This is a genomic window from Erythrobacter sp. CCH5-A1 (assembly GCF_001557115.1).
Taxonomy (GTDB): Bacteria; Pseudomonadota; Alphaproteobacteria; order Sphingomonadales; family Sphingomonadaceae; genus Erythrobacter.
Window position 1 is genome coordinate 1 of the sequence record NZ_LSKQ01000177.1, and the last position, 14,170, is coordinate 14,170.

Here is a 14,170-nt window from a genome sequence, read left to right on the forward strand (position 1 = left end):
TGATCCGCAGAAATTACCCCGCGGGGTGGAGAGCCGTCCACGACATCAGTTGCGGTCGGGCCGGTAGCCGGTGACGAGCGCGAAGTGGTTGGGGAAGGTCTTGGTGGGAAAGCTCGGCCGCATCGGGCCGGTGACGCCCGCCTTGGCCAGCGCGGCGAGGCGGGGGGTGACGCCGCGCTCCAGATAGTCGGCGCGGAAGCCGTCGATGCCGATGAGGACGGTGACGGGGCGCGGGGCCTCCTTGGCGGCGAGGCCGGCGGGGAGGAACAGGAGGGCGATCAGGGCGAGGATGGTGCGCATGGCCCGCCCCTAATCGGCCCTCGCGACAAATGCGAGACGGCGCGTGCTCAGACGTTGAACTTGAACAGCAGCACGTCGCCGTCCTGCACCACGTATTCCTTGCCTTCCTGCCGCAGCTTGCCCGCTTCCTTCGCGCCCGCTTCGCCGCCGAGGGTGATGTAGTCCTCGTAGGCGATGGTCTCGGCACGGATGAAGCCGCGTTCGAAGTCCGAGTGGATCTCGCCCGCGGCCTGCGGGGCCTTGGCGCCATCGGGGAAGGTCCAGGCGCGCGCTTCCTTGGGGCCGGCGGTGAAGAAGGTCTTGAGGCCGAGCAGCTTGTACCCGGCGCGGATCACCCGGGCGAGGCCGCTTTCGGTGAGGCCCAAGGCTTCGAGGAACTCGCCACGGTCCTCTTCGGGCATGGCGACCAGTTCGGCCTCGATCGCGGCGGAGACCACCACGGCCTCTGCACCCTCGGCGGCGGCTTTCGCAAAAACCTTGGCGGAGAGGTCGTTGCCGTTCGCGGCGTCCTCCTCGGCGACGTTGCAGACGTAGAGGACGGGCTTGGCGGTGAGCAGCTGGGCCTGCTTGAACAGGCGCGCTTCCTCGTCGTCATTGGGGACGGTGAGGCGGGCGGGCTTGCCTTCGCGCAGCAGCTCCAATGCCTGACCGAGCACGCTCGCCATCGCCTTGGCCTCCTTGTCGCCCGCCGCGCCGCGCTTGGCAGCAGCGGGGACGCGCTTTTCGAGGCTTTCGAGATCGGACAGCATCAGCTCGGTCTCGACCACTTCGGCGTCGGCAATCGGATCGACCTTGTTGGCGACGTGCTGGATATCGTCATCCTCGAAGCACCTGAGCACGTGGACGATGGCATCGACCTCGCGGATATTGCCGAGGAACTGGTTGCCGAGCCCTTCGCCCTTGCTCGCGCCCTTCACCAGGCCTGCGATGTCGACGAAACCGAGCTGCGTCTCGATGATCTTGGCGCTCTTGGCGATGGCGGCGATCTTCTGCAGGCGCTCGTCCGGGACGGCGACCTGGCCGACATTGGGCTCGATGGTGCAGAAGGGATAGTTCGCCGCCTGCGCCGCCTGCGTCTCGGTGAGCGCATTGAACAAAGTGGACTTGCCCACATTGGGCAGGCCGACGATCCCGCAACGGAAACCCATGATGAAAGTGCCTTGGCTAGCTGGAAAGCGCCGCCCTTAGCGGGGAGGGGAAGGGATGGCTAGAGCCTCACCGCCCGTGCACCGCCTTCACCAGCGGGCCGTAGGGCGAATTGCCGAGCCAGCCGGTCTGGACCTCGGCCGTCACCCGGTTGATCGGGGTCTGCGGGATCGCCCCGCCGCTCACCGGCAGGCGCAGGGGCCGCGTGCCGGGGGGCCGGGCGATCAGCGCGGCGATGGCGCGGGCGACGTCCATCGGGTCGTTGGTCCGGCCCGATCCGTCCTCCTGCCCCATGCGCGCGACATGTTCGGGATAGCCGGCGCTGTGCACCGCGAGCGAGCGTTCCTTCAGGGCCAGCGAATAGGCGTTGCGGTTGACCCACACCTTGGTGGGATAGCCGCCCGGCTCGATGATGCTGACATCGATCCCGTGCGGCACCAGCTCGTAGGCGAGCTGCTCGCTCATCGCCTCGAGCGCGAACTTGGTTGCGGAATAGTGGCCCGAATGGGGGACGATGACACGGCCCAGCTGGCTCGAGATCTGGATGATCAGACCGCGCTTCGCCTTGCGCATCCCCGGCAACACCGCGCGCGCCATACGGTGGGGGCCGAAGACGTTGGTGTCGAAGATCAGCCGGGTCGCCTCCATGTCCTGAACCTCGACCGGCGAGGTGATGCCGATGCCCGCATTGTTGACCAGCACGCCGAGCGGCCCGCCATTGATCCGCTCGGCCTCCTTCACGGCGGCGTTGACCTGCGGAAGCTCGGTCACGTCGAGGGGGATGACGTGGAGGTCGAGCCCCTCCGCTTTGGCGAGGGCAGTCAGTTCGTCGGCTTCAGGGCGGGGCAGGCCGCGCATGGTGGCGAACACTCGCGCCCCGGCGCGCGCCAGCAGCTCCGCGGTCAGCCGTCCGAAGCCCGAGGAGCAGCCGGTGATCAGCACGCTCGTGCCCTTGAGGCTGACAGCTGGGCTGTAGACCGGCTCGCCCGATTGCGCGGCGCGGGCGGTAAGGGCTGCGGTGGCGGCGGCTCCGGCGAGCAGGGCGCGGCGGTCGAGACGCATCGGGGGGCTCCTTTGGAGGGTGCGGGTCAACCAAGCCTATGGGCTTTGCGCCAGTCTGCAAGCATCGCGGGCCCCCGCAGGCGCACCAGCGTGCCGGTGTAGCGCTTCAGCTTCGCCTCGGTGCGCGGGCGCGGGCCGGAGTTCCAGGTCGCCACATACCAGAAGAAGGCCGCATCGAAGCGTTCGGGGCAGCCCTCGGGCATGTCGGAGCGCGAGCGGCCGTGGTGCGTCACGATCCGCCTGACCAGGCGCCACAGGCACAGAAGGATCGGGAAGTCGAGGTAGATGACGGTATCGGCGCGTGCGAGGCGGAGGGGAAGAAGGGAGCCGTAATGGCCTTCGATCAGCCATGCCTCCCGCCCCACCACCGCTTCGAGCCGATCGCGCAGCTCTTCATCCTCCGTCTCGACCCAGCCAGCCTGCCAGCCCAGCTGGTCCATGTGGACCAGCGGCAGGCCGAGGCGCGGGGCGAGGTCGCGGGCCAACGTGCTCTTGCCCGAACCGCAGGGGCCGATGATGAGGACGCGGCGCACGGCTCGGCGCTCAGCCCTGCATCCTGAGCGCAACATCGTTCATGAAACGCACGTCATCGCCTTCGGCGAGCCATTCCGCCTCCGCACCCACCGCGCCGAGCATGGCGGCAAGGTCGTCCTCCTCGGTCTTCGCAAAATTGCCGAGGACGTGGCCGGTCACCCGGTCCTTGTGCCCCGGGTGCCCGATGCCGAGGCGGATGCGGCGGTAGTCCGGGGCCCCCAGGCTGGCGGCGTGCTGGTCGATGGACCTCAGGCCATTGTGCCCCGCATGGCCGCCGCCCTGCTTCACCTTGACCTTGAACGGGGCCAGATCGAGCTCGTCGTGGAACACGGTGAGCGCATCGGTGCCCAGCTTGTAGAAGCGCAGCGCCTCGCCGACGCTTCGGCCACTCTCGTTCATGAAAGTGGCGGGCTTCAGCAGCAGCACCTTCTGCGTTCCGATCCGCCCCTCCTGCGCCCATCCGCTGAACTTCTTCTGCACGGGGCCGAAGTCATGCATGTCGGCGATCACGTCCACCGCCATGAACCCGACATTGTGCCGGTGGAGCGCATAGCGCGGTCCGGGATTTCCGAGGCCGACCCAGATTTGCATGACGTTCCCCTAGCTATCCCCCGCACAAAACGAAACGCCGGACTTCCCGCGAAGGAAGCCCGGCGTTCGGATACCGAAGAACCGGCGCGCGGATTAGGCGAAGTCGGCCTGCGTCGTGTCGCCTTCGCTGCTCTTGAGCGCGGAAGGGGCTACCAGCGTGGCGATGGTGAAATCGCGATCGGTGATCGCGCTCGTCACGCCGCTGGGCAGGGTCACGTCGCTGATGTGGATCGATTCGCCCACGTCGCGCCCGGTGACGTCGATGTGGATCTCTTCGGGGATCGAATCGCTTGCGCAGACCAGTTCGAGTTCGTGACGCACGATGTTGAGCACGCCGCCCTTCTTGAGGCCCGGCGAGGCGTCTTCGTTGACGAACACCACCGGCACCGAGACCTCGACCTTGCTGTCACCGGTCAGGCGCAGGAAGTCGACATGGGTCGGACGGTCGGTCACCGGATGGAAGGCGACATCCTTGGGGAGCGTGCGGACGGTCTTGCCACCGATCTCGATGTTGACGATCGAGTTCATGAAGTGGCCGGTCATCAGCTGACGCACCAGTTCCTTCTGCTCGACGTGGATCAGGGTGGGTTCTTCCTTGCCGCCATAGATGACAGCAGGGGTCCGACCTTCGCGGCGAAGTGCTCGGGAGGCTCCCTTGCCAGCCCGTTCGCGCGCTTCGGCCGGCAGGGTAAGAGTCTCGCTCATACGGATGCCTTTCGAATGCGTGTTTGATTGAAGTCTTCATCACGGCGCGACCGCCTCCAGGGATGACCGGAAGCGCCGAAGCGCGGGCCCTTAGAGGGGGATGGCCCGAAAGGCAACCCGTTTAGGAAATCCGCCTGATGCGGTAGCCCTGCGCCTCGAGCAGCGCGGCGAGCCCCTCCGGCCCCACGAGGTGCGCGGCGCCGACCGCGATCAGCGGCCTTGGCGCCCCGGCGAGCATCGGCCCGAGCGCCGCTGCCCAGCGGCGGTTGCGCGCCGTCAGCAGCGCCTCGCGCACGGTCGGATCGGCGAGCACGCCTTCGCGGGTCGAGGCCTTGATCGTCTCCGCATCCCCTGCGAGCCAGGCGCGTTGCAGGCGTTCGGGGTCGCTGGCGGTGGCCGCGCTGTCCCGGACCACGGCCGCGAGCATGGCCCGCTGGGCCGCTTCGGGCAGGCGGTCGAAGATCGCAAGCTGGGCGGGCGCGCCTTCGAGCTCGCGCACCTGGCGGTCTTCAAAATCGGCAATCAGCGCGCGGTCGACACCGTTGGCAGGGTCGCCGACCGTATCGATCCGGGCAAGCGTGAGCGCGGCGGCCCAGGTCTCGGTTCCGGCGAATTGTGCAGGCACGATGCCGCCGCGCTCCATCAGTGCTGCAAGCGCCGGGCGCAGGTCTGGCGGGAGCCGCTCGTCGAGCGGGGGAAGGCCGGGGCTGCGCGACAGGTTGGCGAAGGTGCGGGCGAGCGCGGCGTCATCGTCCAGCGTGGCGATCTCGACCACCAGCAGGTCGGCGCGCTTGGCGGCGGTTTCGATGGCCGGCGTGCGCCAGCGCGCAAAAGCGGGGAGGGCATGGATGGTGCCCACCATCCAGCCCTCCACCGACCCATCGGCCGAAGCGATTTCGTAGAGCAGCGGGGCGGGCGGGACCGGACCCTCTGCGGGCTCACCGGGGACATCGCTGCACCCGGCAGCCAGAAGGAGGAGGAAGGGGGCGATGATCCCCGCGGCGCACCGCAAGACCATCGCCCCGGCAGACCCTGCCATTACTTGACCCGGCTGACCTTGATGCCCTTCTGGGCAAGGTAGTCCTGCACGCTCTTGGCGCCCGCAAGGTGGCCTGCGCCGACCGCGATGAACACGGTGCCGGGCTGGTCGAGACGGGTGTCGATCCATTCGGCCCAGTTGCGGTTGCGGCTGTAGAGCAGCGCTTCGGCGACCTTGGGATCGTCCATGCCCTCGTTCATGACCGCAGCGAGCTGGTCGGCATCGCCCTCGATCCACTCGGCGACCATGCGGTCGAGCATCGGCTTGGTTTCGTCGATCGACTTGGCGGCCTCGATCAGGAAGTTGACCTGCGCGTCCTGCGGCATGCCGTCGAAGATGCCGAGCTGGAACTCGGCGGTCTCGAGCGCGCCGGTGGTCTTCGCGCCGACCTTGCCAAGCAGCACCTTCTCGACGCCGCTTTGGGGGTCATAGCCTTCGAAGGTGAGCGGCAGGAGCGACATGGTGAGGCCCACCATCCACGGCTTCATCCCATCGAACTGGGTGGCCAGCATCTCGCCCGGAGGCGGGACCAGGCCCTTGGCCTTGGCGTCCTCGTACTGGGCACGGGCTTCGGCCGGGGCCTGGGCGAGCTGCGCAGCCTCGATCTTGCTGCCCAGCTGGTTGAGCGCGGCGGTGTAGGTCGCCTTCTGCTCGTCGTTCAGCAGCGAGCGCAGGGTGGTGCCGGCCGGCAGCGCGCCCTTCTTCTGGGCAAGCTGTCCCATGGCCGCCTCGCTCGCCGGGTCCATCGGGATCTCGGTGACGAGAATGTCCGAACCGTCAAGCGCCTTTGCGATGGTCGCATCGTACCATTCGAGGCCCTGGGGCAGGACGTGGACAGTGCCGAAGAGGTAGATGGTGGTGTCCTTGTCGGCGACCTTCCACAGCGCCGGGCCATTGCCGGTGGCGGCAGCGGCCGGCGCGGTCTGGCCGGCCTGGTCGTCGGCGAGGACCGGGCTCGCCGCGAACAGGGCGAAGGGCGCAGCGGTCAGAGCGAGCAGGGTAGAGAGTTTCATTGCAGTCATTCCTTCTGGTTCAGGTTGTGGGGTTTGAGCGAGTTACGTCAGGTGAACAAGGATGCTGGCACGACGGGGCAGGGGTCAGAGCCGCCAGCGGGCATAAAGGAAGGAGGCGATCATCGAGACATAGGCGACCCCGAAGATCCCGAAGGCATGGGGCGGCGGAGTGAAGCCCCCGGCATAGAGCACCGCCCAGACCGGATATCCGGCCAGCACCGACACGCATCCGCCGGTGAAGGCGACGAGGTTCTGCTCGCGCTTGTAATCGTCGATCATGCGGAAGCCCCACAGGGGCAGCACCACGAAGCCGCCGATCAGCAGCACGACGAGGCCGAGCGCGAGCAGCGGGGGGAGCTTCAGGTTTTCCCAGTCGCCCGTGAAGAGGCTGCCGTCGCCCTGGTCGAAGACGCCGGTGAGCCCGCCGATCACGCCGCCGATGACGCCGGCGAGACCGATATAGAGGATCTGGCGCCGCTGGCGCTGGCGGGTACGCGCCTCGCCGGGACCACGCGGCTCCTCGTTGCTGTTCCAGATCATGCGAGGTCTCCATCGTCGAAGATGTCCTCGATCCGCATGTCGAACAGGCGTGCGATGCGGAAGGCGAGGGGGAGGGAGGGGTCGTGCTTGCCGGTCTCGATGGCGTTGACTGCCTGGCGCGAGACATCCAGCCGCCCGGCGAGTTCCGCCTGACTCCAGTCACGCTCGGCGCGCAGCACCTTGAGGCGGTTCTTCACGGTTCAGAAACCCAGCGCGGTGGTCAGCTTGGCAAGGATGTTGCCCACGGCAAAGCCGCTCATGCCGAGCATGACGAACAGCTGCCACTGCTTCACGCAGACGCTTTTTTGCAGGTTGGGCATCAGAATTCTCCGTCAGGTCAACCCGACTTCGTGTCAGGTTATACTGACTATATGTCGCGATTCGCTGACTATGTCAAGCCTACCTGACTTTGTGTCGTACCTTCGTGACTATCAGGATTGGCAGACGCCCTGTTTGCCGAGGGAAACGCACCTCTGCGCGCGCCTTTCGCCGCCTCATGCTGCGGCGCGGCATTGACGCTTGCAGGACGTTCGGCCATGGCGAGCCGCCATGAGCGTAGCACCCCTCTACACCCCCGCGCCGCGCGACCCCGCGCGCTCGTTTCAGGACATGATCCTGACGCTCCACGACTTCTGGAGCGCCGAGGCAGGCTGCGTCATCCTCCAGCCCTACGACATGCGCATGGGCGCCGGCACCTTCCACACCGCGACCACCCTGCGCGCATTGGGGCCGGAGCCGTGGAACGCCGCCTTCGTCCAGCCCTGCCGCCGCCCGACCGACGGGCGCTACGGCGAGAACCCCAACCGGCTCCAGCACTATTACCAGTATCAGGTGATCCTGAAGCCCTCGCCGCCCGACATTCAGGAGCTCTATCTGAAGAGCCTCGCCGCGATCGGGATCGACCCGCTGGCGCACGACATCCGATTTGTCGAGGACGACTGGGAATCGCCGACACTCGGCGCCTGGGGTCTCGGGTGGGAAGTGTGGTGCGACGGGATGGAAGTCACCCAGTTCACCTATTTCCAGCAAATGGGCGGCTTCGATTGCAAGCCGGTCGCGGGCGAGCTGACCTACGGATTGGAGCGGCTCGCGATGTACATCCAGGGCGTCGACAACGTCTATGACCTCGCCTTCAACGCCGCCGGCGTCACCTATGGCGAGGTGTTCCTCGAGAACGAGCGCCAGATGTCCAAGTGGAACTTCGAGGTCGCCAACACCGAAGCGCTGTTCGACCTCTTCGCCAAGGCCGAGGCCGAGTGCCGCAACGCGCTCGCCGCAGGCGTCCCCATCGCCGCCTACGAGCAGGCGATCGAGGCGAGCCATGTCTTCAACCTCCTGCAAGCCCGCGGCGTGATCTCGGTGCAGGAACGCGCCAGCTACATGGGCCGCGTCCGCGACCTCGCGCGCTCCAGTTGCGAGGCCTATGCCGAGAAGATGACGCCCGATTGGCAGGCCAAGTATCCCGGGTGGAGCCTCGTCTGATGGCCGACTTCCTGCTCGAACTGCGCTGCGAGGAAATCCCTGCCCGGATGCAGCCCAAGGCCAAAGAGGATCTGGCGCGGCTGTTCACCGATGCGCTGGCCAAGGCCGGCCTGTCGGCGGGCTCGGTCGAAACCTTTGCCACGCCGCGCCGCTTGGCGCTGATCGCCAAGGACCTGCCGCTTGCGACCGCAGCGGTGAGCGAGGAAACCAAGGGGCCGAAGGTCGGTGCGCCGCCGCAAGCGCTGGAAGGCTTCCTGCGCAAGATGGGCCTCACCGCCGAGCAGTTGACCGAGCGTGACGGCGTCTGGTTCGCGGTCGTGGAGAAGCCGGGCCGCGAGACCGCTGCGGTGTTGGCCGAAACGATCCCGGCGATCATCCGCGCCTTCCCCTGGCCCAAGTCGATGCGCTGGGGCGCCGCTTCGCTCACCACGGAAAGCTTGCGCTGGGTACGGCCGCTTTCGGGCATCATCGCCTTGCTCGACGATGCCGTGATCCCTTGCGAAATCGACGGAATCGCGAGCGGGCGCACGACAATGGGGCACCGGTTCCACCATTCCGGCCCCGTCGAAGTCGCCAACGCCGGGACCTATATCGAAACCCTGCGCGCAGCACATGTGGTCGTCCACTTCTCCGAGCGCTGCCGCCTCATCCGCGAGGGCGCCGAACGCGCCGCCACCGAAGCGGGCCTTACGCTTGTCGCCGACGAGGGGTTGGTGGTCGAGAACGCTGGCCTCACCGAATACCCCGTTCCCCTGCTCGGCCGCTTCGACGAGGCGTTTCTCGACGTGCCGCCCGAAGTCATCCAGCTCACCGCGCGGGTGAACCAGAAGTATTTCGTGTGCGAGGATGCGCAGGGCAAGCTCGCCAACGCCTTCGTCTGCACCGCGAACATCGATCCGCTTGACCCCGCTGTGGTGGTCGACGGCAACCGCAAGGTCCTCGCTGCGCGCCTTAGCGATGCGCGGTTCTTCTGGGAGCAGGACCAGAAGACCCCGCTCGCGGTTCACGCCGAGAAGCTGTCGCGCATCACCTTCCACGAGAAGCTCGGCACCGTCGCCGACAAGGTCGAGCGGGTGGCGAAGCTGGCGCGCTGGTTGGTTGAAGCTGACATCGTGAAACCAGTCGAGGATACCCCGCAGGCCAAGACCAAGCTGTATAATGACGTTCAGAATGCAGCTGCCCTGTGCAAGGTTGATCTCGTTACCGAGATGGTCGGCGAGTTCCCGGAATTGCAGGGCCTGATGGGCGGCTACTACGCGGCGAAGGAAGGTCTGCCGCAGGAAGTGTCGGACGCGATCCGCGATCACTACAAGCCGGTCGGGCAGGGGGACGATGTGCCCACTGCGCCGGTGACGGTGGCGGTGTCGCTGGCGGACAAGCTGGATAGCCTCTGCCAGTTTTTCTTGATCGATGAGGCTCCCACCGGCTCGAAAGACCCGTTCGCACTTCGCAGAGCGGCAATTGCGGTGATCTCATTGGTCCTTGCAAACTCGCTTCGATTCCGAATGCAGGATGTCCTCCTTAAGGCCGTCGAGGATGATCAGGAGAAGTTTGAGAAGGTCTTCTTCGGACATACCGAAAAAGGGCTGGGTGCCTTCTTCGCCGACCGCCTCAAGGTCCAGCAGCGCGAAGCTGGCGTCCGCCACGACCTGATCGACGCGGTCTTCGCGCTCGGCGGGGAGGACGATCTCGTCCGCCTGCTCGCCCGCGTCCATGCGCTGCAGGCCTTCGTCACCACCGAGGACGGCGCCAATCTCCTCGCGGGCTACAAGCGCGCGGCGAACATCCTCAAGAAAGAGAACTACCTCGTCTCCTCGGCGCAGGCCGGGACCCAGAACGAGGGCGCGGAACTGGGTTCCGGCCTGCGCCGGAATGACGGAATTGCACAGACCGGCGAGGAAGACCCGCTCGCCATGGTCGACGATCCCGACGTGGGCGACATCCTCGCCGAAGAAGCCCGCGCGCATTCAGCACTTTCCTACACGCCCGAAGAAGCGGAAAAGGCGCTGATCGACGCGCTCGACGCCGCCGCCCCGCGCGCTGCCGCGGCGGTGGAGGCCGAGAAGTTCGCCGATGCCATGGCTGCGCTCGCCACCTTGCGCGCTCCCATCGACCGGTTCTTTGAAGAGGTGACCGTCAACGACCCCGACGCGGACAAGCGCGCCGCGCGCCTTGCCCTGCTCGCGCGTTTCCGCGATGCGGTGCACCGGGTAGCAGATTTCAGCCGTATCGAGGGGTGAGGATTTCCGCCTCTGTACAGTGTCTCACGTGTCTCACGGTTCAGCCTTGTGCCGCCGCTGCTTAACAGGATGATGTGACGTGCAAACAGTCTACCCCTTCGGCGGCAGCGCCGCGCACACCGATCCGCGACAGAAGGACAAGACCGTCACCGGCGGCAAAGGCGCGAACCTCGCCGAGATGGCGAGCATCGGCCTGCCGGTGCCCCCGGGCTTCACCATCACCACCGAGGAATGCGTGGCCTATCTGCGCGATGGCGCGGGCTTCTCCGATGGTCTGAAGGCGGCGGTGGCGGACGCGCTCGCCCATGTCGAGGCGGCGGTGGGCAAGCGCTTCGGCGATGCGGCGGACCCGCTGCTGGTATCGGTCCGCTCGGGCGCGCGGGTGTCGATGCCGGGGATGATGGACACGGTGCTCAACCTCGGGCTGAACGATGCGACGGTCGAGGGGCTGGCGGTCTCGTCCGGCGATCCGCGCTTTGCCTGGGACAGCTACCGGCGTTTCATCCAGATGTATTCCGATGTGGTGCTCGGGATCGATCACGGGCTGTTCGAGGAAGCGCTCGAGATCGCCAAGGAAGACAAGGGCTTCTACAACGACACCGAGATGGCGGCCGAAGACTGGCAGGCGCTGGTCGGCGAGTACAAGGGCATCGTCGCCGAGGAACTGGGCCGCGATTTCCCGCAGGACGTGACCGAGCAGCTGTGGGGCGCGATCCGCGCGGTGTTCGACAGCTGGGACTCGGACCGCGCCAAGGTCTACCGGCGGCTCAACGACATCCCGGGCGACTGGGGCACCGCGGTCAACGTCCAGGCGATGGTCTTCGGCAACATGGGCGAGACGAGCGCCACCGGCGTCGCCTTCACCCGCGACCCCGCCACCGGCGAGCGGGCCTACTACGGCGAGTACCTCATCAACGCGCAAGGGGAAGACGTCGTCGCGGGCATCCGCACGCCGCAGTACCTCACCAAGGCCGCGCGCGAGGCGGCAGGGGCCAAGCCGCTCTCGATGGAGGAGGCGCTGCCTGAGGCCTATGCCGAGCTCGCCCGCGTGTTCGACCTGCTCGAGCTCCACTACAAGGACATGCAGGACATCGAGTTCACCGTCGAGCGCGGCAAGCTGTGGATGCTCCAGACCCGCTCGGGCAAGCGCACGGCCAAGGCCGCGCTCAAGATGGCGGTCGACATGGTGGGCGAGGGCCTGATCGACGAGCGCGAGGCGGTGCGGCGGGTGGATCCGATGGCGCTTGATCAGCTGCTCCACCCGACGCTCGATCCCAAGGCCGAACGGCACGTGCTGACCACCGGGCTCCCCGCCTCGCCGGGCGCTGCGGCGGGCAAGATCGTGCTCGATGCCGACACCGCCGAACAGTGGGCGGGCCGCGGCGAGAAGGTGATCCTGGTGCGCGTCGAGACCAGCCCCGAGGACATCCACGGAATGCACGCCGCGCAGGGCATCCTGACCGCCCGCGGCGGGATGACGAGCCACGCGGCGGTCGTGGCGCGGGGGATGGGGCGGCCTTGCGTCTCGGGGGCTGGGGCGGTGTCGATCGACCGCGCCTCACGCTCGCTGCGGATCGGATCGACCGAGCTCAAGGAGGGCGATGCCATCACCCTCGACGGGGCGACGGGGCAGGTGATGCTCGGCATCGTGCCCACGGTCGAGCCCGAGCTGGCGGGCGACTTCGGGACGCTGATGGTCTGGGCCGATAGCTTGCGGCGCATGAAGGTGCGCACCAATGCCGAAACGCCCGACGATTGTCGCATGGCGCGCCAGTTCGGGGCCGAGGGCATTGGCCTGTGCCGCACCGAGCACATGTTCTTCGAAGCCTCGCGCATCAGCCTGGTGCGCCAGATGATTCTCGCGGAGGACGAGGCGGGCCGCCGCCGGGCGTTGGGGGGGCTGCTGCCCGAGCAGCGCGCGGACTTCACCGCGATCTTCGAGGTGATGGCGGGGCTCCCTTGCACGATCCGCCTGCTCGACCCGCCGCTCCACGAATTCCTCCCCCATGCCGACGAGGAGTTCGCCGAGCTGGCGGATGCGACCGGCCTCGGGGTCGATCACTTGAAGCGCCGCGCGGGCGAGCTCCACGAGTTCAACCCGATGCTCGGCCACCGCGGCTGCCGCCTCGGGATCACCTTCCCCGAGATCTACGCCATGCAGGCGCGCGCGATCTTCGAGGCGGCTTGCGCGGTGAAGCAGGCAAGCGGCGCGGCGCCGCTGCCCGAGATCATGATCCCGCTGGTCGCCACCAAGCGCGAACTCGCGATCCTCAAGGCGCTGGTCGACAAGGAGGCCGAAGCCGTGTTCGCCGAGACCGGCACGCGGGTCGATTACCTCGTGGGCACGATGATCGAACTGCCCCGCGCCGCGCTGATGGCGGGGGAGATCGCGGAGGAGGGCGCGTTCTTCTCCTTCGGCACCAATGACCTGACGCAGACCACGCTGGGCGTCAGCCGCGACGATGCGGCGCGGTTCCTCAGCGTCTACGTCGACAAGGGCATCTTCCCACGCGATCCCTTCGTCAGCCTCGATATCGAGGGCGTCGGCCAGCTGGTCGAACTGGCGGCGGAGCGCGGGCGCAAGACGCGGCCCGACATCAAGCTCGGCATCTGCGGCGAGCATGGCGGCGATCCGGCGAGCATCGCCTTCTGCGAGAGCGTGGGCCTCGATTACGTCAGCGCCTCGCCCTACCGCGTGCCGATCGCGCGGTTGGCGGCGGCGCAGGCGGCCTTGAAGAAGGCCTAGGTCCCGGCGAGGGACCGCCGCCCGGTGAGGGTGACGATCTCGAAGATGTCAGGGGTCTTGCCGTCCGGCTCGGCGCGCGCGGCAAAGGCAGCGCGGGCGCGGGCGAGGGCGGCCCGCCCGAGCGGCGCGGCAGGTTTGGCGAGGGCATTGCCGAGGCCCTGATCGCGCAGGTCGCTCACCAAGCGGTCAAGCGAGGAATAGCGCACGCTCAGAGTATGGGTGTCGACCACCGGGTCCTTCCACCCGGCGCGCTGGAGCAGGCCGGGCGCGGCGCGGGCATCGACCATGGGGTGAAGCCGGGCTGCGGGCCTGTCGGGCTCAGCCGCCAGCATCGCGGCGCGCAGGGCGGGGAGGCTCTGCCCGCCAATGAAGCTCGCGATCACGAGCCCGCCGGGGGTCAGCGCATGGCGCAGGTGGATCAGCGCGCCGGGCAGATCGTTGACGGCATCGAGCTGGCCGATCACGCCGATGAAATCGAAGGGACTGCCCGCGAGGGGTTCGGCGGGATTGCCGGTGAGATCGACGGCGACCTCGCCGCCGCCCTGCCGCAGATGGGCCTCAAGCATGGCCGGTGCCCCGCCGATCAGCAGCGCCCGCGCGGGGGCATGGCGCACGAAGCTCAGCCGCTCGATCATGTCCTCGGCCATCTCGTCGACGAGGAAGTGCGCCGCATCCGCACGGGACCGCAGGCGCGCGGACGAGCGCAGCGCGCGGGCCACGCGGCGATGTTCGGCGAAGATGGTGGGAACGGCGGCGGCGGTCATGCGGCGAC

General features: G+C 67.6%; 13 protein-coding genes and 1 pseudogene. 3 read left to right on the forward strand and 11 right to left on the reverse strand.

Annotation, left to right across the window (positions count from 1 at the left end; genetic code table 11):
* Positions 1 to 48: 48 nt before the first annotated feature.
* From AX708_RS10395 to AX708_RS10440, 10 genes and pseudogenes are all read right to left on the reverse strand, one after another.
* Positions 49 to 300: pseudogene (locus AX708_RS10395) on the reverse strand (alkaline phosphatase family protein); the annotation flags it as partial.
* A 47-nt stretch (positions 301 to 347) separates the two neighbouring features.
* On the reverse strand, positions 348 to 1,448 hold the full coding sequence (gene ychF / locus AX708_RS10400) for a redox-regulated ATPase YchF (RefSeq protein WP_066532733.1): 1,101 nt from the start codon (positions 1,446 to 1,448) through the stop codon (positions 348 to 350).
* A 67-nt stretch (positions 1,449 to 1,515) separates the two neighbouring features.
* A complete protein-coding gene (locus tag AX708_RS10405; protein WP_066532735.1) occupies positions 1,516 to 2,508 on the reverse strand; it encodes an SDR family oxidoreductase in 993 nt (330 codons plus the stop codon).
* 26 nt (positions 2,509 to 2,534) lie between these two features.
* Entirely contained in the window at positions 2,535 to 3,041 is a 507-nt protein-coding gene (locus AX708_RS10410) for an AAA family ATPase (RefSeq protein ID WP_066532737.1), read from the reverse strand.
* Positions 3,042 to 3,051: 10 nt separating this feature from the next.
* Entirely contained in the window at positions 3,052 to 3,633 is a 582-nt protein-coding gene (gene pth / locus AX708_RS10415) for an aminoacyl-tRNA hydrolase (protein ID WP_066532738.1), read from the reverse strand.
* A 93-nt stretch (positions 3,634 to 3,726) separates the two neighbouring features.
* The gene (locus AX708_RS10420; protein ID WP_066532739.1) at positions 3,727 to 4,338 is read right to left on the reverse strand and encodes a 50S ribosomal protein L25/general stress protein Ctc; all 612 of its coding nucleotides are present in this window, start codon (positions 4,336 to 4,338) and stop codon (positions 3,727 to 3,729) included.
* Between the two features lie 121 nt (positions 4,339 to 4,459).
* Positions 4,460 to 5,377, reverse strand: coding sequence for a TraB/GumN family protein (locus AX708_RS10425; RefSeq protein ID WP_156443506.1), 918 nt, complete (start codon positions 5,375 to 5,377; stop codon positions 4,460 to 4,462).
* Positions 5,377 to 6,390, reverse strand: a complete 1,014-nt coding sequence (locus AX708_RS10430) for a TraB/GumN family protein (RefSeq protein WP_066532740.1) — start codon at positions 6,388 to 6,390, stop codon at positions 5,377 to 5,379. Before AX708_RS10430 ends, AX708_RS10425 begins: the two co-directional genes overlap by 1 nt.
* Positions 6,391 to 6,474: 84 nt before the next feature.
* Positions 6,475 to 6,930 carry a hypothetical protein gene (locus AX708_RS10435; protein WP_066532741.1) on the reverse strand — a complete coding sequence of 152 codons (456 nt, stop codon included), beginning with the start codon at positions 6,928 to 6,930 and terminating at the stop codon, positions 6,475 to 6,477.
* Complete coding sequence (locus tag AX708_RS10440) at positions 6,927 to 7,127, reverse strand: helix-turn-helix transcriptional regulator (protein WP_066532743.1); 201 nt, start codon at positions 7,125 to 7,127, stop codon at positions 6,927 to 6,929. The genes AX708_RS10435 and AX708_RS10440 overlap by 4 nt, the downstream gene beginning before the upstream one ends.
* A 352-nt stretch (positions 7,128 to 7,479) precedes the next feature.
* On the opposite strand from AX708_RS10440, the gene AX708_RS10445 reads away from it, so the two are divergent.
* The 3 genes from AX708_RS10445 (at position 7,480) to ppdK (ending at position 13,398) form a co-directional block, all read left to right on the forward strand.
* A complete protein-coding gene (locus AX708_RS10445; protein WP_066532744.1) occupies positions 7,480 to 8,412 on the forward strand; it encodes a glycine--tRNA ligase subunit alpha in 933 nt (310 codons plus the stop codon).
* Positions 8,412 to 10,652, forward strand: a complete 2,241-nt coding sequence (gene glyS, locus AX708_RS10450) for a glycine--tRNA ligase subunit beta (protein WP_066532745.1) — start codon at positions 8,412 to 8,414, stop codon at positions 10,650 to 10,652. The genes AX708_RS10445 and glyS overlap by 1 nt, the downstream gene beginning before the upstream one ends.
* A gap of 79 nt (positions 10,653 to 10,731) precedes the next feature.
* A complete protein-coding gene (gene ppdK, locus AX708_RS10455; protein WP_066532746.1) occupies positions 10,732 to 13,398 on the forward strand; it encodes a pyruvate, phosphate dikinase in 2,667 nt (888 codons plus the stop codon).
* Here ppdK and AX708_RS10460 read toward each other — a convergent pair.
* Positions 13,395 to 14,162 carry a hypothetical protein gene (locus AX708_RS10460; protein ID WP_066532747.1) on the reverse strand — a complete coding sequence of 256 codons (768 nt, stop codon included), beginning with the start codon at positions 14,160 to 14,162 and terminating at the stop codon, positions 13,395 to 13,397. The genes ppdK and AX708_RS10460 overlap by 4 nt on opposite strands.
* Between the last annotated feature and the right edge of the window lie 8 nt (positions 14,163 to 14,170).